Here is a 25108-nt window from a genome sequence, read left to right on the forward strand (position 1 = left end):
ACGCGCGAAGGAGCCTGGTCCTCAGGCGGCGGCTCCTGCCCCGAGACGGCCGGCAGCGCGACCACCGCGGCGAATCCGTACCCGGACCCGTCCGGACGCGGCAACCCGTCCTCCAGCCGCAGCTCGCCCCCGGCCGCCCCGACCAGGTCGGCGCAGATCGCCAGCCCCAGGCCGGTCCCCGGCACGTTCTGGTGCCGCGGTGACCGCCAGAACCTGCCCAGCGCCTGGACCCGTTCGGAGGCGTCGATCCCCTCGCCGTCGTCACGGACGGTGATCGTGACCACGTCTCCGGCGCCCGTACCTCCGGGGACGAATCCGGCCCGCACCTCCACCACCCGCGCGCCCGACAACCGCAACGCGTTGCTGATCAGCTCGTCCAGGATGCTGCCCAGCCCGCCCGTCGGCTCCAGCAGCCGTAGCCCCGACGGCACGTCGACCGCCAGCCTCTGCCCCGCCGTCGCCGTCAGCGCCTGCCACCGGTCCACCCGGGTCGCCAGCACCGCGTCGAGATCCACCGGCGACGCGGTGCGTATGCTCTCCATCCGCGCGCTGGCCTGCAGCGAGTTCAGCATCCGCTGCATCGCCTTCAGCTCGTCGACGGCGACGTCGTAGACCTGCCGCCCGCCGCCGGCCTCGCGCAGGTGCGGCTCCAGGCTCTCCACGGCGAGCCGGAGGCTGGTGAGCGGATTGCGCAACTGGTGTGAGGCGTCGGACACGAACGCCCGCTGCCGCTGCACGGCGTTCTCGACCGCGTCCATCATGGTGTTGAACGACTCCGCCAGCCGCCGCAGCTCGACCGGACCGGCCTCGGCGTCCGCCCGGATGGTGAGGTCGCCCCGTGAGATCCGCGAACTCGCCGCGTCCAGTTCCCGCACCGGGCGCAGCACCCACGCCGACACCGGCCAGGCGACGGCCACCAGCGCGACCAGCGGAAGCAGCCCGAGCCCCGCGAGCCAGGCCCATCGCACGAGGATGCGATGGCGCGTCTTCGACAGGCCGGAGATCGTCACGACGGCTCCGACGACCTCGCTGTCCCTGCCCACCGGCTCCGCGACCACGAGCGCGGAGCCGTCCCACGGCGCCCACTCCCCGGAGGGCTCGGACCTCGCCCCGGCCAGCGCCGCGGTCACGATCCTGGGCAGCGCCCGCTCGGCCCGCGCCGCCCGCCGGTACGCGGCGGCCGGTCCGAGCAGCACCGTACCCGAGGTGTCGATCACCGCGGCCGGGATGCCGTACAGCTCGTGGTAGCGCGCCAGCTCCTGTTGGAGCGCCTCGGTCCGCCCGGTCGTCAGCGCGGTGTCGGCGAGCGAGGCGAACCGGCCGACGTCGTTGAGCCGATCGACGTAGGTCTCCTGCATCTCCCGCTCGGCCACGGTGACGCCGAGCGGCACCCCGAGCGCCGCGACGAGCAGCACCGCGAGGGGGACGAGGACGACGAGCAGGCGACGGTGCACGGCGCGTCAGCCGATCAGCTCCGGCTGGTCGGCCAGGAGCCGATAGCCGACCCCGTGGATCGTGCGGATGAGCACGGCCGGCCCGATCTTGTGCCGCAGCGCCGCGATGTGGGTGTCCAGGGTGCGGCTGGAGGACTCCCAGGTCGCACCCCAGATCTGGTCGAGGATGACGTCGCGGCTGACCACGTTCGGAGCCCGCCGGGCCAGCAGCAGGAGCAGCTCGAACTCCTTGCGGGTCAGCGTCACGGGCGTGCCGCCGACGGTGACCTCGCGGGTGCCGACGGCGATCCGCATCGGGCCGAGGACGAGCGGCTCGTCGGGGTGGCTCAGCGCACGGGCCACCCGGGTGCGCCGCAGGACGGCGTCGATCCTGGCCAGCAGCTCCGGTATGCCGAACGGCTTCACGATGTAGTCGTCGGCGCCGGCGCGCAGGCCGCGGACCCGTTCGTGCTCCTCCGATCGTGCCGTCACGGCGATGACCGCGGTCTCCGGGCGGTCGCGCAGCCTGCGGATCACGTCGAGCCCGTCGCCGTCGGGCAGGCCCAGGTCGACGAGAACCACATCGGAAGGGGCCGCGCGTACGGCCTCCGCGGCGGTGGCGATGCGGTGGACCTCGAAGCCCGCCTGGGCCAGGACGGTGACCAGACCCCGCGCCACGCGGTCGTCATCCTCGATGATGGTGATCCGCATACCGGCGGATTTTACGGTGAGGATCGGCTTTTGGTCATCCCTTCACTTTTTTGGATTTCTCTGACATCCATCGCATTCTTTGGATTTCTCTGACACTATTCGCGCCCTCGTCGGTCGAGACTGAGGCCGCGCGCATACCGGCAGATGCGCGTGCGCCAACGAGGAGGCCTCGACATGAGAACGACCGGCAGACATCGGGCCATCGCACGGCTGATCGCCACGATCGGCGTCGTCTCACTTGTCGCCGCCTGCTCGGGTAACGGGGGCGCCACCGGCGGAGGCACCGCCGCCGGTGGCTACCCGGACCAGAACATCACGTTCGTCGTACCGTTCAGCGCGGGCGGCCCGACCGACACCGTCACCCGCATGATCGCCGAACCGATGGCCGCCAAGCTCGGCGCCAAGATCGTCGTCCAGAACGTCGAGGGCGCGGGCGGCACGGTCGGCGCCGGCGAGGTCGCGCGGGCCGCCCCCGACGGCTACACGGTGCTCATGCACCACATCGGCATGTCGACGGCGCCCGCCCTCTACCAGAACCTGGGCTACCGGCCGCTCGAGGACTTCGAGATGGTCGGGCTCGTCACCGAGGTGCCGATGACGGTCGTCGCCCGCAAGGACTTCGCGCCCGCGACGCTCCAGGACCTCGTCACCCATGTGAAGGCGAACGCCGGCGAGGTCACGCTGGCCAACGCGGGCATCGGCGCTGCCTCCCACCTGTGCGGCCTGCTCTTCCAGACCGCCGCGGGCGTCAAGCTCCAGGAGGTTCCCTACCAGGGCACCGGCCCCGCGCTGACCGACCTCGTCGGCGGCCAGGTCGACTTCATGTGCGACCAGACGACCAACACCAGCGGCCAGATCTCCGCCGGTGAGGTGAAGGCGTACGCGGTCACCACGCCGGAGCGGGTGAAGAGCCTGCCAGAGCTGCCCACCACGGCCGAGGCCGGGCTGCCCGCACTCCAGGTCAGCGTGTGGCACGGCCTCTACGTCCCGGCCGGCACCCCGCAGGACGCCGTTCAGAAACTGTCCGAGGCGCTGAAGACGGCACTGGCCGACCAGGGGGTCGTCGAGCAGATGGCCAAGCTCGGCACCGTACCGGTCCCGGCCGAGGACGCGACCCCGCAGGCGCTACGGGCCAAGCTCGAAGAGCAACTCGGCACCTGGGCCAAGGTCATCGCCGACGCCGGCGTCAAGGCCTCCTGAGGTGGAGCGCCGCAGATCCCTCCCCGACATCCTCGCCGGAGGAGTCTTCGTGCTGATCGGTGGCGCGTTCGTGGCGGGATCGCTCGGCCACGAGTTGGGCACCCCGCTGCGGATGGGTCCCGGCGCCTTCCCGCTGCTGGCCGGCGCGATCGTGACGGTCCTGGGCCTGGCGATCGTCGTCAAAGGACTCGTCGCCGGCGAGATGATCTCGTTCGGGCCGGTCCCCTGGCGTGCGGCCGCCGTCATCACGCTCGCGCTCGTGTTCTTCGGCCTCACCGCCCGGGGCCTTGGATTCGTACCGGCGTCGGCGGCGACCGCCCTGCTCACCGCGCTGGCCGACTCACGCGTACGGCCGCTCACCGCCGTCGCCGTGGCCGCCGGGCTCACCGCGGCCGCCACACTCATCTTCGTCGTCGGACTTCAGCTGCGGATCCCGCTGTGGGGCCCGTGGCTGGGGTTCTGACGCGGCATCCGGATTGAGGCATGGAACTTCTCGACAACCTCGCGCTGGGCCTCTCCACCGCCCTGCTCCTGCAGAACGTCCTCTACTGCTTCGTCGGGGTGCTGCTCGGGACGGCGGTCGGCGTGCTGCCCGGCATCGGGCCGACGGCGACGGTGGCGATGCTGCTGCCGATCACGTTCGGCTTCGAGCCGGTGACGGCGTTGATCATGCTGGCGGGCATCTACTACGGCGCGCAGTACGGCGGCTCGACGACCGCCATCCTGATCAACCTGCCCGGCGAGTCGTCGGCGGCGGTCACCGCGCTGGACGGGCACGAGATGGCCCGGCAGGGCCGGGCCGGCGCGGCGCTGGCCACCGCCGCGATCGGATCCTTCTTCGCGGGCACGGTCGCCACCGTCGTACTCGCTGTCGCGGCCCCGCCGCTCGCCCGCGTCGCGTTGACGTTCGGCCCCGCGGAGTACTTCTCGCTGGTGCTGCTCGGCCTGATCGTGTCGATCGCGCTGGCGCGCGGCGCGGCGCTCAAGGCACTGGCGATGATCGGGCTCGGTGTCCTGTTCGGCACGGTCGGCCAGGACATCTACACCGGCACGCCCCGGTTCGTGTTCGACCGGCGCGAGCTGTACGGCGGCATCGACTTCGTGTCGGTCGCCGTCGGGGTGTTCGGGGTCGCCGAGATCCTGCGCAACCTGGAGAACGAACGGACTACCGCGGCGATCGCCGACAGGGTGAGGAACCTCTGGCCGACCCGCGAGGACCGGCGCCGGATCGTCGGCCCGATCCTGCGCGGCACCGCTCTCGGCTCCGCGCTCGGCGTCCTGCCCGGCGGTGGCCACGTGTTGGCCTCGTTCACCTCGTACGCCGTCGAGAAGCGGATCTCAAGGCGGGGGCAGGAGTTCGGGCACGGCGCGATCGAGGGCGTCGCCGGCCCCGAGTCGGCGAACAACGCCGCGGCGCAGACGTCGTTCATCCCGCTGCTCACCCTGGGCCTGCCCGCCCACCCGGTGATGGCGCTGATGGTCGGCGCGTTCATCGTCCACGGCATCACCCCCGGCCCGAACGTCATCACCGACGAGCCGGCGCTGTTCTGGGGCCTGATCGCGTCGATGTGGATCGGCAACGTGCTGCTCGTGCTGCTGAACCTGCCGCTGATCGGCCTCTGGGTGCGCATGCTGCGCATCCCGTACCAGGTGCTCTTCCCGATGATCATCCTGTTCGCCGCGATCGGCACGTACTCCCTGGCGTTCAACGCCTACGACGTCTACGCGATCGTGTTCTTCGGGATCCTGGGCTACCTTCTGATCAAGTGTGGCTGCGAGCCCGCGCCACTGCTGCTCGGCTTCGTCCTCGGCCCACTGCTCGAGGAGAACCTGCGGCGGGCGCTCATCATCTCCCGCGGCGACGCGTCGGTCTTCCTCACCCGGCCGATCTCCGCGACGCTCCTCGCCCTGGCCGCGGCGGCGCTCGTCGTCACCGTCCTGCCGGCGATCCGCAGGCGCCGCGAGATCGTGTTCACCGAGGAGGAGTAGGAGCCCTCCCCCGGCGGCCGGGGTAAGGCGCTCGTCTCCATCCGCCCGGCAGACAGGCAGATATCTACCTAATTCGCCAGACATTCCACTTTATCGTGGGCGGCATTCCCGGCACCGGGTGGCCGAACTCGGTCGGCGGGCGCCGTCCAGGTACGACCCGCCAGAGAAGGAGGCGACAGCGATGTCAGCGATGTCAGGGCCCCTCTTCAATCCCGACCTGCGCATGGCGCGGTTCCTGCCGCGCTCGGTGGTCAGTCCGCGTACCCTCGGCCTGGTCCGCAGGCTGGAAGGACTCAGCGGGAGCAGGCCCCCCTCGAAGGGGACGATCGTGCGCGTCGACGCCGACGTCTCCGTGCGCGTCTTCCGGCCGGCGTCGGCCAGGAACCCCGCACCGGCTCTGCTGTGGATCCACGGCGGCGGATACGTCTCGGGCACCGCCGCGATGGGAGACTCCATGTGCCGCCACGTCGCCGAGCGGCTGGAGGTCGTCGCGGCGTCGGTGGAATACCGGCGGGCGCCGGAGCACCCGTTCCCGACACCGCTGCACGACTGCCACACGGCGCTGCGCTGGCTGGCCGGACAACCCGACGTCGACCCGGCGCGCATCGCGATCGCCGGCGAGAGCGCCGGCGGCGGGCTCGCCGCCGCGCTGGCGCTGCTCGCCAGGGAGCGCGCCGAGGTGAAGCCGGTGTTGCAGATGCTGTCCTACCCGATGATCGACGACCGGACCACGGCACGGACCGACGTCGACCGGCGCGGGCTCCGCATCTGGAGCCAGGAGAACAACCGCTTCGGCTGGCACGCCTACCTCGGCCCCGCGGCCACCGGCGACGTGCCTCCGCTGGCCGCGCCGGCCCGCTACGAGGACCTCGCGGGACTTCCGCCCGCCTGGATCGGCGTCGGCACCAACGATCTGTTCCACGACGAGAACGTCGCCTACGCCAAACGGCTGCGGCAGGCCGGCGTCCCCTGCACGCTGCACGTGGTGCCCGGCGCCTACCACAGCTTCGACGTGATCCAGAGCAAGGCCGCCGTCTCACGCGCCTTCATGCGACACCAGGTGGCGGCACTGAACGACGCGCTCAACGGCACCGGCCGGACACCCGCCTGACCGACCCCCCACCACGCGGGGGTATCGCACCCCCGCGGGGTAGTCAGGCGTCGTCGCCAGGGGCTTCACCGCGCAGGTTCTCGGCGAGCAGGTCCAGCAGCGGCTGCCGCCGGACGCACCGCTCCAGCGCGAAGGAGTCGGCCAGGGCGGTGAGTTCCTCGTCGGAGCAGCCGCGCAGCAGGTCGGCGTACTCGGGCAGCAGCGCCTGGGCGATGAGGATGTGCCGGATCAGGTCGTCGATCTGGTAGCGGGCGCCCCACGGGTAGGGATTCCAGGTGGGGAACTCGGTCTCCATCAGCCGATGCAGGGGGGCGAGCTCGCTCGCCGACTCCTCCATCGTCGAGCCCCACCGGTCGGCGCCCAGCCGTCCCTTCTTCGCGATGAAGGCACCGAAGCGGCTCATGTACGGCTCACCCGCGCTGACCAGGCCCTGCAGCCCGACGTCCTTGTAGGTCCACAGCGACCAGCCGGCCTCGTAGGAATCGAAGATCTCCAGCTGGTCGCGCAGGATCTGGTAGCGCTGCCGGTCGATCTCCGGGGTGCCGGTGTAGACGGGGCCGAACTCGCCCACCCAGATGGGCGTGCCGGTCTCCCGCTGGAAGATCGTCCGCCGCTCGAAAGAGCGCTCCAGCTGGTCCCGGTCCACCCACTCGCCACGGGTGTGGCCCGGGTAGGGGCCTCCGTGCGCGAAACCGGCCAGGGCGTAGTCGTGGCAGACGAAGACCGTGTTCTCGTACACCTCGCGGAAGATCGAGAAGTCGGTGGAGTAGGTGTTGCCGTCCAGGAACAGCACGTGCTTGGGGTCGACGGCGCGGACGGCCTTGACCAGGCGGTCGTAGAAGGGTCCGACGACCCGCCCGCTGGAGTCGCCCGGCTCGTTGATCGGGTTGTATCCGGCCACCCAGGGGTTGTCCCGGTAGCGGTCGGCCACGACCTCCCACAGGTGGACGGCACGGTCCTGGAAGTGCCGGTGCTGCCAGAACGCGGCGATGTGGGTGGGGTTGTCGGAGTGCCAGTGCTGGTTCTGCGCCCCGGGCAGGGCGTGCAGGTCGATGACGCTGCGGATGCCGTGCTCGGCGAGCAGGCCGATCACCCTGTCCAGATGGCGGAAGCCGTGCTCGACGATCTCGAAGGGGCGGTCGTCGGACTCCAGGTGACGGTAGTTGATCGGGATACGGACGCAGTTGACGCCGAGGCCGGCCAGCAGCGCGGCGTCGTCCACGCCGAAGAACGAGGTGAGCAGGCGGTCGAAGAACAACTCGGCCCGCTCCTCCCCCAGCACCTCCCGCACGGCCTCGCGCATCGCGGACTCGTTGGCCGGGTAGCCGGTGATGAAGTTCTCCATGTTCAACCAGCCCCCGAGGCCCACTCCACGCAGCCGTACCGGGGTGCCGGCCGAATCGACGAGACGGGATCCGGCGACACTCAGGGTCATGGTGTCTCACTCTCTACACGATGGGATTCGGGTCAGCCCTTGGTGGCGCCCGCGGTGAGGCCGCTGATCAACTGACGCTCGGCGACGGCGTAGAAGGCGAGCGCCGGAACCATGGAGACCATGACGTAGGCGAGGATCCTCGCGATGTCGGACATGTATTGTCCTCGGAACTCCTGGACACCGAGCGGGAGGGTCCACAGGTTCGGATCGTTGAGGACCACCAGCGGCAGGAAGAAGTTGTTCCAGCTAGCCACGATCGCCAGCACCGAGACGGTGGCGAGGGCGGGCCTGGCTATCGGCAGCAGCACTCTCCAGAAGAAGCCGAAAGGACTGCAGCCGTCGATGATGGCGGCCTCCTCGACCTCCTTGGGGATGGATCGGAAGAACGTCCGCAGGATGATGACGGTCAGCGGAAGTCCGAACGCGGCCTGCGGCAGGATCACCCCGAGAGGGTTGTCCAGCAGGCCGAACGTGCGCAGCAGGACGAACAGCGGCAGGATCGCCACCGCGAAGGGGAACATCAGCCCGATGGCGAACAGCGTGAACAGGAACTCCCTGCCTCGGAAGGCGAACCTGGCGAAGGCGAAGGCGGCCATCGCCGACAGGCCGACCACCAGCACGGTGGTCGTGACCGCGATGAACAGGCTGTTGAGGAGCTGGCGCCAGAACACGCCGGAACCGATCACGTCGGTGTAGTTCTCGGTGACCCACGGGGAGGGCAGGCCCAGTGGGTTGCCGGAGAGCTGGCTGGAGGACTTGAAGCCGCCGAGCAGACCGTACAGGAAGGGGACGACGACGAAGACGGCCGCGACCCAGATGATCACGTGCGTCGGGTACGTCCTGAGCCGGGCGATCATCGGCGGTCTCCCATGGTGGTGCTCGCCCCTTCCAGGTCTCGGCGCAGGACGAACCGCTGGTAGCCGAGGGCGAAGACGAGGCTGATCAGGAACATGACGACGCTGATCGCGCTGGAGTAGCCGATCTGGGTGCGTTTGAAGCCGTACTCGAACATGGTGACGGCCATGGTCTCCGAGGCGTGCGAGGGGCCGCCTTCGGTGAGGATCCAGACCAGGTCGAAGAGCTGGATCGTGCCGATGACGGACAGGAACACGCTGACCCGGACGGTGGGGCCGAGCAGCGGCAGGGTGACGTGGCGGAACACCTGCCAGCCGCCCGCGCCGTCGATCCTGGCCGCCTCGCCCAGCTCCTTGGGGATGCCCTGCAGCCCGGCCAGATAGATGATCATGTGGAATCCGAAGTACTTCCAGGTGATCACCAGGAAGAGCGAGAACATCACGGTGTCCGGTTCGGACAGCCAGGACCACGGCTCCAGCCCCCAGGAGGTGAGCAGCTGGTTGGCCAGGCCCGCCTCAGGCGACAGGATCAGCGAGAACAGCACGCCGGTGATCGCCTCGGAGAGCATGTACGGCGCGAAGAACAGCAGCCGGTAGAAGGCGCGCCCGCGAATCCTCTGGTTCAGCATCACCGCCAGGCCCAGCGAGAGCGGTAGCTGCACTCCCAGGCCCAGCACGATCAGGAAGGCGCCGTTGCGCAGGTCGCCGATGAAGATGTCGCTCTGGAACAGCCGGGTGAAGTTGTCCAGGCCGATGAAGTTGCTCGGCGGGCCGATGCCGTTCCACTTGTAGAGGCTGGTGTAGCCGGCCACCAGGATCGGCGTCAGCACCAGCAGGACGAACAGGACGAGGGCGGGGAGCACGAACAGGATCGCGGTGAGCCAGCCGCGCCCCCGGCGGGGGCCGTCGGCCCCCCGCCGGGCGGCGGGTTTTTCCGCGTGAGGGGCCGGACGTGCGTCCGGCCCTGTCATCGTCTTCATCCGGGCGGTTACTCCGACTCCGCCTTGGCCGTCTCGGTGATGACCTTGACGACCTCCTCAGGCGTCTTGGTGCCTCCGATCAGCTCTGCCACGGCGTCGTTGACCTCCTGGCCGACGGCCGGCGGGTACTCCTGGTCGAGGTAGAGCTGGAAGCCGCTCGCCGCCGCCAGCGTCTCGGAGACCGTCTTGATGTGGGGGTCGGTGACGGCCGCCTCCTCGCCCTCCTTGAGCACGGGCAGGACTCCGCCGGCCTTCACGGCCTTGCTGTGGTTCTCCGCCGTGAGCGAGAACTTCAGGAAGTCCAGCGCGGCGGGCGGGGCGTTCACGCCCACGGCCATACCGCCGCCGCCGCCGAAGGCGTCGCCCGCCGATCCCTTGCCGCCCTCCACCGCGGGGAAGGTGAAGAAGCCGAGGTCGTCGCCGAGGCCCTTGCCCGAGTCGTTCTGCACGGACGGGGCCCACTGGCCCATCAGCTCCATCGCGGCCTTACCGTTGCTCACGCTGGCGGCCTGGCCGTCGGGGGTGGAGTAGTCGGCACCCAGGAAGCCCTTCTGGAACGGCTGGAGGTCGACGAGTTCCTTGAGCCGCTGCCCGGCGGTGACGAAGTCGGGGCCGGTGAAGTCGTTGGTGGTGCCGGCCTGCTTGAGCGCGTCCAGTCCGGCTATCCGCATGGCCAGGTAGGCCCAGTAGTAGTGGCCCGGCCACTTGGCCTTGCCCGCGAGCGCGATCGGGGCGGTGCCGGAGTCCTTCAGCTTCTTGACCGCGTCCAGGAACTCGGTCCAGGTGGCGGGCGGGGTGGTGATGCCGGCCTTCTTGAACAGCGCCTTGTTGTACCAGAAGCCGACCATGCCGATGTCGACGGGCAGCCCGTAGGTCTTGCCGTCGAACTGGTAGGCGGACAGTGACGCCGGGGTGAAGCCGCCGATGACGTCGCCGGCCTCCGCGGACAGGTCCTTCACCAGGCCCGCCTCGATGTGCTGCTTCAGGACGCCGCCGCCCCAGGTGGAGTAGAGGTCGGGCGCCTTGCCCGACTGGGTGAGCGTGGCGAGCTTGGGCTTGTAGGAGTCGTTCTCGATCGCGACGTTCTTGATCGTGACGTTCGGGTGGGCCGCCTGGTACTCCTTGATGCGATCGGCCCAGAAACCCTTGAGGGGTTCCGCCGTCGCGAAGTTCCAGAACTCGAAGGTGACCTTGTCCGAGCCGGCGCTCGCGCCAGATTGGGCTCCGTTGCCGTCTCCGGTCGTACTGCAGGCTCCGAGAAGCAGTGCGGACACCGCAAGAGCCACCATGCCTCGCCGACTCAACATGGAGATCCCCTTTCGGGAGGTAAGGTGAAAGATTTCATATTTTCCCCGAATATTTCGTGATCCGGAGAATAGGTAAATTCGCGGTTACACGTCAATAGCCCGGCGGTAGTGATCCCGAACAGCAACGACCACCTCCACCGGAGGGTCTCCGAAAGGTTTCAGTTAGTATTCGCCACATGCCAACCAAGCCGCGCGTGACGATCGCCCTCATCGCCGAGGAGGCCGGGGTCTCCGCGCCCACGGTCTCGAAAGTGATCAACGGACGGCCCGAGGTCGCGACCGAGACCAGGCAGCGGATCGAGCGCCTGCTGCACAAGCACGGCTACCAGCGCAGGACCGGTCAGGGGGACGTCCCGGTCGGCCTGGTCGACCTGGTCTTCACCGAGATCGAGAGCCCGTGGGCGATGGAGCTGGTGCGCGGTGTGGAGACCGCGGCCCGCGAGGTCGACGCCGGGGTGGTCGTCTCGGTCCTGCACAGCCACGCCGGACCGGGCAGGGACTGGGTGGAGCGGATCGCCGCCCGGCGCACCGACGGGGCCATCCTGGTCGGCTCCCGCATCAGCGTCGACCAGCACGGCCAGCTGGCCGCCAGGTCCATCCCGTTCGTGGTGGTGGATCCGGAGGGCGAGCCGCCGCCCGGGGTCGCCTCGGTCGGCGCCACCAACTGGAACGGCGGCCTGGCCGCGACCCGCCACCTCCTGGAACTGGGCCACCGCAGGATCGGGATGATCGGCGGTCCGGCCACCATGCTGTGCAGCAGGGCCCGCGTCGACGGCTACCGGGCGGCGCTGGAGACCGCGGGGATCGCGGTGGACACGCGGCTGATCAGGTACGGCGACTTCCTGGTCGGTTCCGGCCGCGACCACGGCCACGACCTGCTGGCCCTGGACGAGCCGCCCACCGCGATCTTCGCCGGCAGCGACATGCAGGCGTTCGGCGTCTTCGAGGCGGCCAGGCAGCGTGGCCTGCGGGTCCCCGACGACCTGTCCGTGGTGGGCTTCGACGACCTGCCGTTGGCACGTTCCGCGTGGCCGCCGCTGACCACCGTGCGCCAGCCGCTCCAGGAGATGGCGGAGCTCGCCACCCGGATGGTGCTCGCGCTCGACCGAGGCGGGCACGAGCCCCGGCGGGTGGAGCTGGCCACCGACCTTCTCGTCCGCGAGAGCACCGCCCCGCCGGCCGGCTGACCTCGCCCCGCCCTCCGCCGCGATCGGCCTCCCCCGCCCGCGCCCGGCCCGGTGCGCCCTCACCCCCGCCACCACCCCCACGGCGCCGCGTTCCGGCCGCGGGCCCTGCCGGACCTCGCCGCCCTCCTCCCCCACCGTGCCCTGACCGGCTGTTGACGGCCGCCCTCGAAACATTTACGTTACTTGCCACGAAATATCTCGGTAATCTTGGGAAAGTTTCGGAAAGCGGGTTTCCGCATGTCTCGACGCCACAGGGCACTGCTGGCACCGATCCTCACCCTCCCCCTCCTCGGAATCAGCCCATCCACCATGGAAAACGTCTCTCACGTCCGGGTGGACCACCACGGCGTTATGCAGCGGATCGACGGCTTCGGCTTCTCACAGGCGTTCCGGCGCAACGAGCTGGTCCGCGCGCTGCCCGTCGCCAAGCAGCGGGAGATCCTCGATCTGTGGCTCAGTCCCGAGAAGGGCGCGGGGCTCAGCATCCTGCGTCTGGGCATCGGCTCCTCCCCGGCGGGCAGCCCGTACGACCTGATGACCTCCATCCAGCCCGAGGATCCCGGCGGGCCGTCCGCGCCCCCGAGGTACGTCTGGGACGGCGACGACGGCGGCCAGGTCTGGCTGGCCAAGGAGGCGAGGCGCTACGGCGTGAGCCGCTTCTACGCCGACGCCTGGAGCGCCCCCGGCTACATGAAGGACAACGGCTCCGACAGCGACGGCGGGAAACTGCTGCCCGAATGGCGGCAGGCGTACGCGAACTACCTGGTCCAGTACACGAAGTTCTACGCCAGGGAGGGCATCAGGATCACCGACCTCGGGTTCACCAACGAGCCCGACCTCACCGTCTCGTACGCCTCGATGCGGTTCACCCCCGCCGAGGCCGCCGAGTTCGTCAAGGTGCTCGGCCCGGTCGCGGCCCGCACCGGGCTCAAGGTGGTCTGCTGTGACGCCGCCGGCTGGGCCCGGCAGCGCGAGTACACCGCCGCCGTCGAGGCCGACCCCGTCGCGCGGCGGTGGGTCGCCACGCACGCCGGGCACCCCTACGTCAGCCCGGTGGACGGCCCGCTGCCCACCGACCGGCCCGTGTGGATGTCGGAGTGGTCGCCCGACGGGACCACCTGGAACGAGGCGTGGGACGACGGCAGCGGCTACGACGGCTTCGCGGTCGCCCGGCAGATCCACGACTCCCTCACCCTTGGCGGGGTGAGCGGCTACGTCTTCTGGTTCGGCGCCTCGCGCGGCACCACCCGGGGACTGATCCAGATCGACGAGGCCACCGCGACCTACCGCGTCTCCAAGCGCCTGTGGGCACTGGCCGCCTACAGCCGCTTCGTCCGCCCCGGCGCGGTCCGGCTCTCCGTCGCCGCGACCGACCCGGCGCTGAAGGTCACCGCCTTCCGCAACGCCGGGGACGCCGAGGGCTCAGAGGTCGTCGAGATCCTCAACACCTCCACCGCCCCCGTCACCACCGAGATCACCACCCGGCCCGGCCGCGCCACCGCCTATCTGACCGACGGTGAGCACTCTCTCGCCGCCACCCCGCTGGCAGGGCTGCGGCCTTCCAGGAGCCTCACCCTCGCCCCGCGCTCCCTGACGACCGTCGTCGTGCGGTGACGCGCCCGTGCGAGAACACCGATCCCCGTAACGGACGAGACGGCCTCGTATCGCCTCACGGCCGGGACTGAGGGATCACGGCACCCCCGGGAAACACCGGGGACACCAGGGGGCACGAAGCGCCGGGCGGCGCGGCGGCGCGCGCCGCCCGGTTCTCCCGGCGCCCCCGACGGGAAATGTCGGTGCGATCTTCTAGGCTGGACCCATGGCACGAGCTAACGATGACGTCGCCGCCGCCCTGGAGGAATACGCCGAGCTGTTCGCGATGAACGGCGGCGACGCGTTCCGGGTCCGCAGTTACCAGAAGGCCGCCAAGGCGATCGCGGGGTTTCCCGACGACATCAGGGCCGTGCCCGTGCGGAGCGTCCCGGGGGTGGGCGAGGCGATCGCGAAGAAGGTCGAGGAATACCTGGAGCGAGGCGGCTTCCGGCAGCTCGACGACCTGCGGGAGAAGGTCCCCCAGGGGGTCAGGCGGCTGACCCGGGTGGCCTCGCTCGGGCCGAAGAAGGCCGTCTTCCTCTTCCAGGAGCTGGGCATCGACTCCCCCGAGGCGCTGGTGAAGGCCATCGGGGAGGGGCGCCTCGACGGTGTGAAGGGCTTCGGCGCCAAGACCGTGGAAAACCTCCTCAAGGGCGTCGAGCACCTCGCCGAGCACAGTGCCAGGATGCACACCGGGACGGCGATGGACCTGGCCGAGCGGGTCATCGTCTCGCTGCCGGGCGCCGAGCGGATCGCCTACGCCGGGTCGCTGCGCCGGATGAAGGACACCGTCGGCGACGTCGACATCCTCGCGGTCGGCCCCGAGTCCCTGATGGACGACTTCAAGGCGCAGCCCTATGTCGCGGAGGTCGTCGCCTCGGGCGAGAAGAAGACCTCGATCCGCACCGCCCAGGGCGTCCAGGTCGACCTGCGCCTCATCCCCGCCGAGTCGTGGGGCGCCGCGATGATGTACTTCACGGGTTCCAAGGAGCACACCGTGCACCTGCGGGAGATCGTCGTGAAGAAGGGCTGGAAGCTGTCGGAGTACGGCCTGTTCGACGGCGACCGGGTGATCGCGGCCGCCTCCGAGGAGGAGGTCTTCGGGGCGCTCGGCATGGAGTGGATCCCGCCGACCCTGCGCGAGGACAACGGCGAGATCGCCGCCGCGCTCAGGCACGAGCTGCCCAGGCTGGTCACCGTCGAGGATCTCAGGGGCGACCTGCACACCCACACCGACCTGACCGACGGGATCGCCTCCCTGGAGGACATGGTCGCCGCCGCCGCGGCCCGCGGTTACTCCTACTACGCGGTGACCGACCACGCGCCCGACCTGGCGATGCACCGGATGAAGCTGGAAAAGGCCCTTCAGCAGCGCGAGCGGCTGCGCGAGCTGCAGAAGAAGTATCCGAAGACGCGGCTGCTGCACGGCAGCGAGCTGAACATCGCGCCCGACGGCTCGGTCGACTGGCCGGCCGAGGTGCTGGAGGGCTTCGACGTGTGCGTGGCCAGTGTCCACTCGCACTTCAACCAGTCGCGTGCGGAGATGACCCGGCGCTTCGTCGCCGCCTGCGAGAACCCGGGGGTGAACATCATCGGCCACCCGACCACCCGCAGGATCGGCATCCGCCCACCGGTGGACGCCGACTGGGACGAGGTGTTCCGCGCCGCGGCCCGCACCGGCACCGCGATGGAGATCGACTCCTTCCCCGACCGCTCCGACCTCCCCGCCGACCTGGTGCGGCTGGCGCGCCACCACGGCGTGAAGTTCTCCGTCGACAGTGACGCCCACGCGGTTCCACACCTGGGCAACCAGCGGTTCGGCATCGGCGTCGCCCAGCGCGGGTGGCTCACCACCGACGACGTGATCAACACCTGGCCCCTGGATCGGCTGCTCGCATTCCTCGGTCGCTGAGATGACGGCCGGTGTGTGCGAGGTGTGTCACCCTTCACATATTACCTATTTCAATAGTAGGAAATAAAGGCAAGGGGTGACACCGAACACCCATGAGCGGGTATCGCCTTCGAAAAAGATCACTGAGACCACCCCGCCCGGAAGGCGTGCCTACCATGTGAAATGGGAAGGTTACGCAGAGCGACGATCGGTGGGTCTCCGTGCCTCGTCGAGGAGACGTCCGAAAGACGCCGGAGGTCCTACGGAGGAAACGAGAGGGAAACGTGCCGAGGTGATGATGGCAACGCGTGTTCTCCCATTTTCCGCCAGGAGGCCCGACCGATGCGCCAGCTGACCGCGCTCGACGCGCAGTTCCTTCATGCCGAATCGGCGACCACGGCGGCCCACGTCGCAGGACTGGCCATCCTCGACCCCGCCTGCTCCAGGCTTGGAGCCCTCACCCGCGAGTGCCTGATCGGGCTGCTCCGCGAGCGGCTGCACCTGGCGCCGGCGCTGAGGCTGCGCCTGGCCACCGTGCCGTTCGGCCTCGACCGGCCGTACTGGACGGAAGATCCCGACTTCGACGTCGACGGCCACATCCACGAGGTGACCCTCGCGGGTCCCGGTGACGAGGCCCAGCTCGCCGAGACGGTGGCCAGGATCCACGAGCGGCATCTCGACCGGACCCGCCCGCTGTGGGAGATGCACCTCATCCACGGCCTGACCGGCGGCCGGGTCGCCCTGTACGCCAAGGTCCACCACTGCGCCATCGACGGGGTGTCGGGGGCCGAGCTGCTCGCGGCGCTGCTGGACCTGACACCCGAGCCCCGTGCCGTCGAGCCGCCGGCGCCCGGCCCGCGGACCACCGCCCCCGGCCTGGCCGGCATGCTCGCCGGGGCCGTGGCCAGGACGGTGCTCCAGCCCGCCAGGGCGCTGTACTCGCTGGGCCGGATGGCGACCGAGCTCGACACGATGCCGCTCACCTCGGCCCTGCCCGGTGCCCGCCAGGTGGCCGCCGCCACCAGGAGGATCGCGGGGAGGACGTCGGAGCCTTCCGAGGCGCCCATGCTGACCGCACCGCGCACCCCGTTCAACGGCCCGATCGGCCCCGAGCGGCGCTTCTCCTACGGGTCGATCCCGCTCGCGGACGTCAAGCGGGTGGCCAGGAGCGCGGGAGCCAGCGTCAACGACGTGGTCATGACGCTGTGCGCCTCCGCGCTGCGCGCGTGGCTGCACGAGCGCGACGCGCTGCCCGACCGGCCGCTGATCGCCGCGGTCCCGGTCGCGGTCCGCACCGCGAGCGCGCGGCAGGCGGTCGGCAACCAGATCTCCGTCATGGTCACCCCGATCCCGACCGACCTGGCCTGCCCCCGCGAGCGCCTGCGCGTCATGGCGGGCACCATGCTCGCCGCCAAGCGGCGCTTCGCCGGCGCCCCCACGGCCTGGCTGGGCGAGCTGTCGTCGCTGCTGCCCTCGGCCGTCACCGCGCTGGCGACCTCCGCGGTGTTCCGGCTGGCCTCGATCGTGCTGCCGCCGATCAACCTGATCGTCTCCAACGTGCCGGGCCCGCAGCTCCCGCTGTACCTGTGCGGCGCCAGGGTGCTCGCCTACCACCCCATGTCGGTGCTGACCGACGTGAGCGGCGGGGTCAACATCACCTGCTTCTCCTACGACGGCTCGCTCGACTTCGGCATCCTGTCCTGCCCTGACCGGGTGGCCGACGTGTGGCGGCTCATGGGCCACCTACGGGAGGCGATGGACGAACTGATCGCGCAGATCGATCCGCCCGCGCCGGCCGGGCGGATCGACCGGACGGAGCGGTCCCTGCCGGCCGGGGAGCCGGTCAGGGAGATGGTGCCCGCGTGAGGGCGGCGCGCGAGTGCCCAGGCCCCGCGCCCACGTGATCGGTCAAGAAATAGAGTTGGCCCATGAGCTTTTCTGAGCTGAACCTGTTTCCTCTCTGCCTCGGCGGCAACGTCTTCGGCTGGACCGCCGACCGGGACGACTCCTTCGCCGTCCTGGACGCCTACGCCGAGGCGGGCGGAAACCTCATCGACACCGCGGACTCCTACTCCGTGTGGGTCCCCGGGCACGTCGGCGGGGAGTCGGAAACCGTGATCGGCGAGTGGATGGCCTCTCGCCGCAACCGCGACCGGATCGTGGTGGCGACCAAGGTGGGGTGGCCCCAGAGCAGCCGTCCGGGGCTGTCGGCGGCCAACATCCGCGCGGCGGCCGAGGACTCGCTCCGGCGGCTGCGTACGGACTACATCGACCTGTACTGGGCCCACATCGACGACGCGGACACTCCTCTGGAGGAGACCCTCGGCGCGTTCGACGAGCTGGTCACCGAGGGCAAGGTGCGCAACATCGGCGCCTCGAACTACAGCGCCGAGCGGCTCGCGCAGGCGCTCGCGATCTCCGAGGAGGCCGGTCTGGCCCGATACGGGGTGCTGCAGCAGCACTACAACCTGCTGGAGCGCGACTACGAGGGCGCGCTGCGCGACGTGGTGGCCGAGGCAGGGCTGACCAGCACCCCCTACTACGGCCTGGCCCGCGGCTTCCTGACCGGCAAGTACCGGCCGGGGGTCACGGTGGACAGCCCGCGCGCGGGCGGGGCGGCAAAGTATCTGGAGACCGAGCGCGGCCCGCGGGTGCTCGACGCCCTGGACAAGATCGCCGCCGCCCACGACGCCGTCCCGGCCACCGTCGCGCTCGCCTGGCTGGCCGCCCAGCCCACGGTGGCCGCGCCGATCGCCAGCGCTCGTAACATCGAGCAGCTGCGGCCGCTGCTCGCCGTCGCCGACATGACGCTGTCGCAGGAGGAGCTGACCCTGCTGGACGAGGCCTCCCGCTAAGGAGCCTCTCGGCAGGAGCACGACGGTCCCGCCGGAAGGCGTGCAAGGCTTCCGGTAGGGGCGTCCGGCGGGCCACGGGGCGTCCCGTGGCCCGCCCGGGACACATGAGAAGGGGCCCGGCCGCGAAGCGGCCGGGCCCCGGGTTCCCCGTACTTCCGTACGAGCCGTACGGGGGGTCGGTACGGGGTGTCCTAGTGCGAGCTGGCCTTCTCGGCACCGATGCCGGTGAGCGAACGGACCTCGATCTCCGCGTACTTGTCCGAGTTGTACTCCTTGCTGAGGCGGGCGCCGATGAACCCGGCGAGGAAGCCGATCGGGATCGAGACGATGCCCGGGTTGCTCAGCGGGAACCAGGCGAAGTTCGCGTCGGGGAACAGCGCGGTGGCGCTGCCGGAGACGACCGGCGAGAAGATCACCAGGATCAGCGCGGAGGCCAGGCCGCCGTAGATGGCCGAGACCGCGCCCGCGGTGTTGAAGCGCTTCCAGAACAGGCTGTAGAGGATCGCGGGCAGGTTGCCCGAGGCCGCCACGGCGAAGGCGAGCGCGACCAGGAAGGCCACGTTCTGCCCCTGTGCGAGGATGCCGAGCCCGATGGAGACCGCGCCGATGACGAAGGCCGAGATCCTGGCGACCAGGACCTCCTCCTTGTCGGTGACGTTGCCGCGCTTGAACACGTGCGCGTACAGGTCGTGGGCGAAGGAGGAGCTCGACGCCAGCGTCAGGCCGGCGACGACCGCGAGGATCGTGGCGAAGGCGACCGCCGCGATGACGGCGAGCAGGATGGTGCCTCCCACCTCGCCGAAGATCGCCTGGCCGACCGCCTCGGCGAGCATCGGGGCCGCCGTGTTGCCCGCCTTGTCCTGCGCCACGATCGCCTCGCCGCCGACCAGGGCCGCCGCGCCGAAGCCGAGCACGAGGGTGAGCAGGTAGAAGGTGCCGATGATGCCGATGCCCCACAGGACCGACTTACGGGCCTCCTTCGCGGTGGGGACCGTGTAGAAGCGGATCAGGATGTGCGGCAGGCCGGCGGTGCCGAGGACCAGCGCGAGGCCCAGGCTGATCAGGTCGATCTTGCCGGCGAGGCCCTGCGCCTCGGTGCCGTACTTCAGGCCCGGCTCCAGGAAGGCCGCGCCCTTGCCGCTCTGGGCGGCGGCCTCGCCGAGCAGGCCCGAGAGGTTGAAGCCGTAGTGGCCGAGCACCAGCAGGGTGACCAGGGTCGCGCCGCCCATGAGCAGCACGGCCTTGACGATCTGCACCCAGGTGGTGCCCTTCATCCCGCCGACGACCACGTAGACGATCATCAGAACGCCGACGCCGACGATCGTGAGCGCCTTGCCCGTCGGCGAGGTGACGCCGAGCAGCAGGCCGACCAGCGCGCCGGCGCCGACCATCTGGGCGAGCAGGTAGAAGATCGACACCGTGATGGTGGAGACACCGGCCGCGGTGCGGACCGGGCGGGGGCTCATCCGGAAGGCCAGCACGTCGGCCATGGTGAACTTGCCGGAGTTGCGCATCAGCTCGGCGACGAGCAGCAGCGCCACCAGCCAGGCGACCAGGAAGCCGATCGAGTACAGGAAGCCGTCGTAGCCCGACAGGGCGATGATTCCGGCGATACCCAGGAAGCTCGCGGCCGACATGTAGTCGCCGCCGATGGCGAGACCGTTCTGCACGCCACTGAAGGAGCGGCCACCGGCGTAGTAGTCGGTGGCGTCCTTGGTGTTGCGGCTCGCCCAGAAGGTGATGCCCAGCGTTCCCGCGACGAAGAGCAGGAACAGGATGGTGGAGAGGGTCTGGTGGCTCATTCGGTCTTCCCCTCGACTCCGTGGCGGATGTCGTCGGCCAGCGGATCGAGCTTCTTCTCGGCGAAACGGGAGTAGGCCCAGGCGATGCCGAACGTCGACACGAACTGCAGCAGACCGAAGATCAGCGCCACGTTGATGTTGCCAAAGACCTTCGCGCCCATGAAGTCGCGCGCCCAGCCCGACAGGACGACGTACAGCAGGTACCACGCGAGGAACGCCGCGGTCATCGGGAACGCCCAGGCCCGGAAACGCCTCTTCAACTCCTGGAACTGGTCGCTGGCCTGAATTTCTTCGTAGACCGATGAATCATGTTGCCTGGCGGTCACGGGACCTCCCAAAATGTGATCTGGATCACGGACAACGTAGGGCTGGACGCTACCCTCGGAGGAGACCCGCATGCGATCTCTTCGCCGAGGCGCCGCCGAGTCGCGTTCAGTTGGGTGGGGCTTGCGGTGAAAGGTCTGTATCGCGCGACGAACGGTCCCCGGGGAAGCCGTCCTCACCACCGTCTCGCCCGCAGGGCGTACGCCCCCGCGCCGCAGACCGTCAGGCCGACCACCGCGAGCAGAACGCGATAGTCGACGAGCGACACCAGCACGGCGCCGGCGAGCAGGGACGACAGCTGGGCGAACCCGATGAGGGACTCGAAGGCGGTGGAGACCCGGCCGACGAGGTGGCCCGGGCTGCGGCGCTGCACCAGGGTCGTCCTGGCCACCCCCTCCAGGGTCAGCCCGGCGCCCGCGACCATCATGGCCACCAGCACGACCGCCTCCGAGGGCACCGTCCAGCAGATGACCGCCATGCCGTACAGGCCGATACCCGCGCCGATCGCGAACAGTTCGCCCCGGCGCGCGATCACCGTGGAGCTCCGCAGTCCCCCGGCGACCGCCCCCAGGCCCATCGCGGTCGAGGTGAACGCGGTGAACTCCGGCGACCTGGCCAGGCCGTGCTCGATGACCGCGAAGATCAGCGACTCGGTCGCCCCGGCCAGTGCGAACATCAGGCAGAGCGCCAGGGCCGCGCGACGCAACGGCGGGTCGGCGCGCAGGTGGCGGGCCCCGGCCCAGAACTCCTCGCGCCAGCGCCCCGGAGGTGCCGGCGAGACGGGCGTGAGAGGTCTCGGCGCGGGGAGCATCGCGAAGACCCCCGCGGCGACGAGGAAAGTGATCATGTCGAACAGCACGAGCGCGCTGATCCCGAAGCCGGTGTAGACACCCACCCCCAGCAGCGGCCCGAACAGGCGCAACCCCTGCCGGGTGGTCTGCAGGGCGCCGTTCGCCTCGGCGAGCAGGTGCTCGGGCAGGATGGCCTTGATCAGCCCGCCGAGCGCGGAGAAGATCACCGCGTACGAGCAGCCCATCGCCGCGGACACCGGGTAGACCAGCCAGACCGTGCCCTGCCCGGTGACCGCGATCAGCGGGGTGAGCGAGATTCCCGACAGCAGGCAGGTGACGACGAGGAGTTTCCTGCGGTCGACCCGGTCGATGAGGTATCCGAAGCAGGGCGAGAAGCACAGGGGGACGGTGAAGAAGAACAGGGTCAGACCCGCGGCGGCGTCGGAGCCGGTGAGGCTTTTGGCCAGGATGGCGGGCACCAGCAGCAGCGAGGCGTCGCCCAGCAGGCTGACGGCCATCCCGAAATAGACGAGCCGGAACCGGGGCCGGCGCAGGACCTCCGGTATCACCGCTGACCGGCTGACCGGCGGACCGTCCCGTTCCCGCAGAGCACGGTGAACCGATGCGGCGCGGTGAAGCGGTGCGCCGTCCCGTTCCCGCAGAGCACGGTGAACCGGTGCCGCGCGGTGAAGCGGTGCGCCGTCCCGTTCACGGAGAGCCCCGCGACCGACCGGCGTCCGGCCCGGTTCCCGGGTAGCACGGCAGTGGCGTCGCCGACCTCGGCGACCGCCTCGTCACCGGAGCCGGCACATACCAAAACTAGTTAGAACGACCGATATGTCGGTTCATAATCGTCATTCCGTCACAGCTCCTCGGAGCCGTCAAGAGGACCGCGGCCGCCAGTCCCCCCGGTCCAGGTTGAGGATCTCCGGGGTGTGCAGGCGCACCATCGTGCGGGCCACGTTCGGCGGGATACGCCCGGGCGTCAGCAGCGAGACCACCACCATGACGAGAAAGGCGATCGGCACCGTCCACGCGGCGGGCTGCGCCAGCAGGGCACCGACCAGGCCGGTGTACGGCCCCCCGCCGATCGTCAGCAGGACCGCACCGCAGGCGAGACCGCCACCGGCGAGCAGCCCCGCCATCGCACCCGCGGGAGTCAGCCGCCGCCACCAGATGCCCAGCACCAGCAGCGGGCAGAAGGAGGAGGCCGCCACCGCGAACGCCAGGCCGACGACGTCGGCGACCGGCAGCGAGCGGGCGAAGACCGCCAGAACCAGCGGAACGATCACGGCCAGCACCGCCGCCGCCCGGAACGACCGCACCCCTCCCTTGAGGATGTCCTGCCCGATCACCCCGGCGACCGAGACCGTGAGCCCCGAGGAGGTCGACAGGAACGCCGCGAACGCCCCGGCCGTCACCAGCGCCGTCAGCAGGTCCCCGGCCACACCGCCGACCAGCCGCCCGGGCAACGACAGGACCACCGTGTCACTGCCCTCCAACTCCGGGACGTAGATCCGGCCCAGCGCGCCGTAGACCGCCGGCAGCATGTAGAAGGCGCCGAGCAGCGACAGGACCACCAGCGTCGTCCGCCGCGCCGCCCGGCCGTCGGGGTTGGTGTAGAAGCGGACCAGCACATGCGGAAGCCCCATGGTGCCCAGGAAGGTCGCCAGGATCAGCGAGTAGGTCGAGTAGAGGCCGTACTCCCTGCCCGCCGACAGCGGCAGCGCCCACGAGGCCGCGTCCTGCGCGCTCAGCCCCGGCGCGCCGCCGTCACGCCACGCCAGCAGCAGGAACACCAGCGGCACGGCGAGAGCGGTGAGCTTCAGCCAGTACTGGAACGCCTGCACGAACGTGATCGACCGCATGCCGCCCGACATGACGTTCACCGCGACCACGGCCGCCACCAGCAGGCCCCCCGCCCACTCGGGCGCTCCGGTGATGGCCCGCAGGACCAGGCCCGCGCTCTGGAACTGCGGCATCAGATACAGCCAGCCGATCAGCACGACCAGCACCCCAGCCATCCTCCGCACCGCCATCGACTCCAGCCGCGCCTCGGCGAAGTCGGGAAGCGTGTACGCGCCCGAGCGGCGCAACGGCGCGGAGACCAGCACGAGCAGCACCAGATAGCCGCCCGTCCAGCCGACCGGCAGCCACAGCATGTCGGCGCCGAAGGTGAGGATCAGCCCCGCGATGCCCAGGAAACTCGCCGCCGACAGATACTCCCCGCCGATGGCGGAGGCGTTCCACAGCGGGGAGACCGTGCGGGAGGCGACGTAGAAGTCGGAGGTGGTCCGCGACAGCCTGAGCCCGAACGCGCCGATCAGCACGGCCGCCAGCACCACCAGCACGACGGCCGTCACCCCGTACGCGGTACTCAACGGGCCCTGTCCACCAGCTCGGCGAAGTGGCGCTCGTTCCGCTCCGCCTGCCGGACATACAGCCAGGCCCCGATCACGAACGCCGGGTAGATCAGGCCGCCCAGCACCGCCCAGGGCAGCGGGACCCCCAGCACGTGCAGCGCGCCCAGCTCCGGCACCAGCAGGAACACCACCGGCAGGCCCACCACCACGCACCCCAGCACCGTGCAGACGAACAGGGCCAGACGGAACTGGGTACGGATCAGCGAGCGCATGTAGACCTCGCCCAGACGGGTCTGCTCGTCGATCTCGCGGGTGACCGGGTAACTGGGGTGGCGGGGAGCCGTCGTGCGAGGGCTGGTCACCACCTCGCGCCGCGGACGCTCCTCCTTGCGGGAGCGCTCGCCGTCCCTGCGCGGACGCTCGTCCTTACGCGGACGCTCGGCCTCCCCACGCGACCGGTCGGCGTTCCGCCGACGCGGCTCGGCCTCCTCGGGCCCGGCGTCGCCGCTCACTCCTGCCTGCCCTTGCGCGCCCTGCGGACCAGCAGGTCGCGCAGCTCGCGGGTGTGGCGGCGGCTGACCGGGATCTCGGTCTCGCCGATGCGGACCACGCAACGCCCCGAGTCGATGTGCAGCTCGTCGATGTGCTTGACCGCGACCAGGTGACTGCGGTGCACCCGTACGAACCCCGCCGAGGACCAGCGCTCCTCCAGCGTCGCCAGCGAGATCCGCACGAGATGGCTGCCACCCGCGGTGTGCAGCCGGGCGTAGTCGCCCTGGGCCTCCACGTAGCGGACCTCGGTGCTGGCCACGAACCTGGTGACGCCGCCGAGCTCCACCGGGATGGTGTCGGGGTCGGCACGGCCGGAGCCCTCGATCTCCGGCAGCTCCGCGGAGACGAACACCCTGCGGATCGCCTCGGCCAGCCGCTCCGGCCGCACCGGCTTGAGCAGGTAGTCCTCGGCCTTGATCTCGAAGGCGTCGACCGCGTGCTCCTCGTAGGCCGTCACGAAGACCACCCGGGGCGGGTTGGCGAACTGCGACAGCAGACGGCCGAGCACCACCCCGTCCAGGCCGCGCATCCGGATGTCGAGGAAGACCGCGTCGATCGGCCTCCCGTCGGCGATCGCCCGGTCCAGGACGCGCAGCGCGGCGGCCCCGTCCCTGGCCAGGGAGACCTCTCCGATACGGGGATCGTCCCGAAGGAGGTAGGCCAGGTCCTCCAGCGCGGGAAGCTCGTCGTCCACCGCAAGGACACGCAGGCCGGTCACGCTCACTCCTCC

The 25108-nt window shown here is 70.3% G+C and carries 21 protein-coding genes; 9 read left to right on the forward strand and 12 right to left on the reverse strand.

Translation table 11 applies throughout. The annotated features are described in order from the left end of the window. Positions 1 to 1454, reverse strand: a 1454-nt coding sequence (locus ACFY3V_RS12060; protein WP_362897148.1) for a HAMP domain-containing sensor histidine kinase, incomplete at its 3' end; no start/stop codon positions are given. 6 nt (positions 1455 to 1460) lie between these two features. Continuing rightward, positions 1461 to 2144 (reverse strand): response regulator transcription factor, encoded by a 684-nt coding sequence (locus ACFY3V_RS12065; RefSeq protein ID WP_386202924.1) that lies wholly within the window; start codon positions 2142 to 2144, stop codon positions 1461 to 1463. A gap of 174 nt (positions 2145 to 2318) precedes the next feature. On the opposite strand from ACFY3V_RS12065, the gene ACFY3V_RS12070 reads away from it, so the two are divergent. From ACFY3V_RS12070 to ACFY3V_RS12085, 4 genes are all read left to right on the forward strand, one after another. Next, complete coding sequence (locus tag ACFY3V_RS12070) at positions 2319 to 3344, forward strand: tripartite tricarboxylate transporter substrate-binding protein (protein ID WP_362897150.1); 1026 nt, start codon at positions 2319 to 2321, stop codon at positions 3342 to 3344. Position 3345: 1 nt separating this feature from the next. Further along, complete coding sequence (locus tag ACFY3V_RS12075) at positions 3346 to 3807, forward strand: tripartite tricarboxylate transporter TctB family protein (RefSeq protein ID WP_389772584.1); 462 nt, start codon at positions 3346 to 3348, stop codon at positions 3805 to 3807. Between the two features lie 20 nt (positions 3808 to 3827). After that, complete coding sequence (locus ACFY3V_RS12080; protein WP_389772587.1) at positions 3828 to 5333, forward strand: tripartite tricarboxylate transporter permease; 1506 nt, start codon at positions 3828 to 3830, stop codon at positions 5331 to 5333. 181 nt (positions 5334 to 5514) lie between these two features. Beyond that, positions 5515 to 6444: an alpha/beta hydrolase gene (locus ACFY3V_RS12085; RefSeq protein ID WP_389772590.1), complete on the forward strand. Its 930-nt coding sequence runs from the start codon at positions 5515 to 5517 to the stop codon at positions 6442 to 6444. A 43-nt stretch (positions 6445 to 6487) separates the two neighbouring features. Here ACFY3V_RS12085 and ACFY3V_RS12090 read toward each other — a convergent pair whose 3' ends face one another. From ACFY3V_RS12090 to ACFY3V_RS12105, 4 genes are read right to left on the reverse strand one after another with little or no spacing between them, the layout of a single operon-like run. Next, positions 6488 to 7879, reverse strand: a complete 1392-nt coding sequence (locus ACFY3V_RS12090; RefSeq protein WP_362897154.1) for a cellulase family glycosylhydrolase — start codon at positions 7877 to 7879, stop codon at positions 6488 to 6490. 32 nt (positions 7880 to 7911) lie between these two features. Beyond that, the gene (locus ACFY3V_RS12095) at positions 7912 to 8736 is read right to left on the reverse strand and encodes a carbohydrate ABC transporter permease (protein WP_350943928.1); all 825 of its coding nucleotides are present in this window, start codon (positions 8734 to 8736) and stop codon (positions 7912 to 7914) included. Continuing rightward, positions 8733 to 9713: a sugar ABC transporter permease gene (locus tag ACFY3V_RS12100; RefSeq protein WP_350943929.1), complete on the reverse strand. Its 981-nt coding sequence runs from the start codon at positions 9711 to 9713 to the stop codon at positions 8733 to 8735. Before ACFY3V_RS12100 ends, ACFY3V_RS12095 begins: the two co-directional genes overlap by 4 nt. Positions 9714 to 9721: 8 nt before the next feature. Beyond that, positions 9722 to 10987 (reverse strand): extracellular solute-binding protein, encoded by a 1266-nt coding sequence (locus ACFY3V_RS12105; RefSeq protein WP_362897156.1) that lies wholly within the window; start codon positions 10985 to 10987, stop codon positions 9722 to 9724. A 209-nt stretch (positions 10988 to 11196) separates the two neighbouring features. Between ACFY3V_RS12105 and ACFY3V_RS12110 the strand changes: the two genes are divergently transcribed. The 5 genes from ACFY3V_RS12110 (at position 11197) to ACFY3V_RS12130 (ending at position 18546) form a co-directional block, all read left to right on the forward strand. Next, positions 11197 to 12207, forward strand: coding sequence for a LacI family DNA-binding transcriptional regulator (locus ACFY3V_RS12110; protein ID WP_362900836.1), 1011 nt, complete (start codon positions 11197 to 11199; stop codon positions 12205 to 12207). Positions 12208 to 12516: 309 nt separating this feature from the next. Then, positions 12517 to 13821 carry a glycoside hydrolase gene (locus ACFY3V_RS12115; RefSeq protein ID WP_362900834.1) on the forward strand — a complete coding sequence of 435 codons (1305 nt, stop codon included), beginning with the start codon at positions 12517 to 12519 and terminating at the stop codon, positions 13819 to 13821. A 205-nt stretch (positions 13822 to 14026) separates the two neighbouring features. Further along, entirely contained in the window at positions 14027 to 15712 is a 1686-nt protein-coding gene (gene polX / locus ACFY3V_RS12120; RefSeq protein ID WP_389772596.1) for a DNA polymerase/3'-5' exonuclease PolX, read from the forward strand. A 321-nt stretch (positions 15713 to 16033) separates the two neighbouring features. Beyond that, positions 16034 to 17557 (forward strand): wax ester/triacylglycerol synthase family O-acyltransferase, encoded by a 1524-nt coding sequence (locus ACFY3V_RS12125; RefSeq protein WP_350943936.1) that lies wholly within the window; start codon positions 16034 to 16036, stop codon positions 17555 to 17557. A gap of 62 nt (positions 17558 to 17619) precedes the next feature. Then, a complete protein-coding gene (locus tag ACFY3V_RS12130) occupies positions 17620 to 18546 on the forward strand; it encodes an aldo/keto reductase (protein WP_350943937.1) in 927 nt (308 codons plus the stop codon). A gap of 191 nt (positions 18547 to 18737) precedes the next feature. On the opposite strand, the gene ACFY3V_RS12135 is transcribed toward ACFY3V_RS12130, so the two are convergent. The 6 genes from ACFY3V_RS12135 to ACFY3V_RS12160 form a co-directional block, all read right to left on the reverse strand. Continuing rightward, positions 18738 to 20348, reverse strand: coding sequence for a cation acetate symporter (locus tag ACFY3V_RS12135; RefSeq protein ID WP_362900829.1), 1611 nt, complete (start codon positions 20346 to 20348; stop codon positions 18738 to 18740). Continuing rightward, entirely contained in the window at positions 20345 to 20674 is a 330-nt protein-coding gene (locus ACFY3V_RS12140; RefSeq protein WP_350943939.1) for a DUF485 domain-containing protein, read from the reverse strand. The genes ACFY3V_RS12135 and ACFY3V_RS12140 overlap by 4 nt, the downstream gene beginning before the upstream one ends. 173 nt (positions 20675 to 20847) lie before the next feature. Next, positions 20848 to 22032, reverse strand: coding sequence for an MFS transporter (locus tag ACFY3V_RS12145; RefSeq protein WP_362900827.1), 1185 nt, complete (start codon positions 22030 to 22032; stop codon positions 20848 to 20850). 312 nt (positions 22033 to 22344) lie between these two features. Beyond that, positions 22345 to 23844, reverse strand: coding sequence for a cation acetate symporter (locus ACFY3V_RS12150; RefSeq protein WP_389772603.1), 1500 nt, complete (start codon positions 23842 to 23844; stop codon positions 22345 to 22347). Next, the gene (locus ACFY3V_RS12155; protein ID WP_350943943.1) at positions 23841 to 24338 is read right to left on the reverse strand and encodes a hypothetical protein; all 498 of its coding nucleotides are present in this window, start codon (positions 24336 to 24338) and stop codon (positions 23841 to 23843) included. Before ACFY3V_RS12155 ends, ACFY3V_RS12150 begins: the two co-directional genes overlap by 4 nt. Continuing rightward, positions 24335 to 25096 carry a LytTR family DNA-binding domain-containing protein gene (locus ACFY3V_RS12160; RefSeq protein ID WP_362900823.1) on the reverse strand — a complete coding sequence of 254 codons (762 nt, stop codon included), beginning with the start codon at positions 25094 to 25096 and terminating at the stop codon, positions 24335 to 24337. Before ACFY3V_RS12160 ends, ACFY3V_RS12155 begins: the two co-directional genes overlap by 4 nt. Between the last annotated feature and the right edge of the window lie 12 nt (positions 25097 to 25108).

Source organism: Streptosporangium sp. NPDC000095 (assembly GCF_042899335.1).
Classification (GTDB): domain Bacteria; phylum Actinomycetota; class Actinomycetes; order Streptosporangiales; family Streptosporangiaceae; genus Streptosporangium.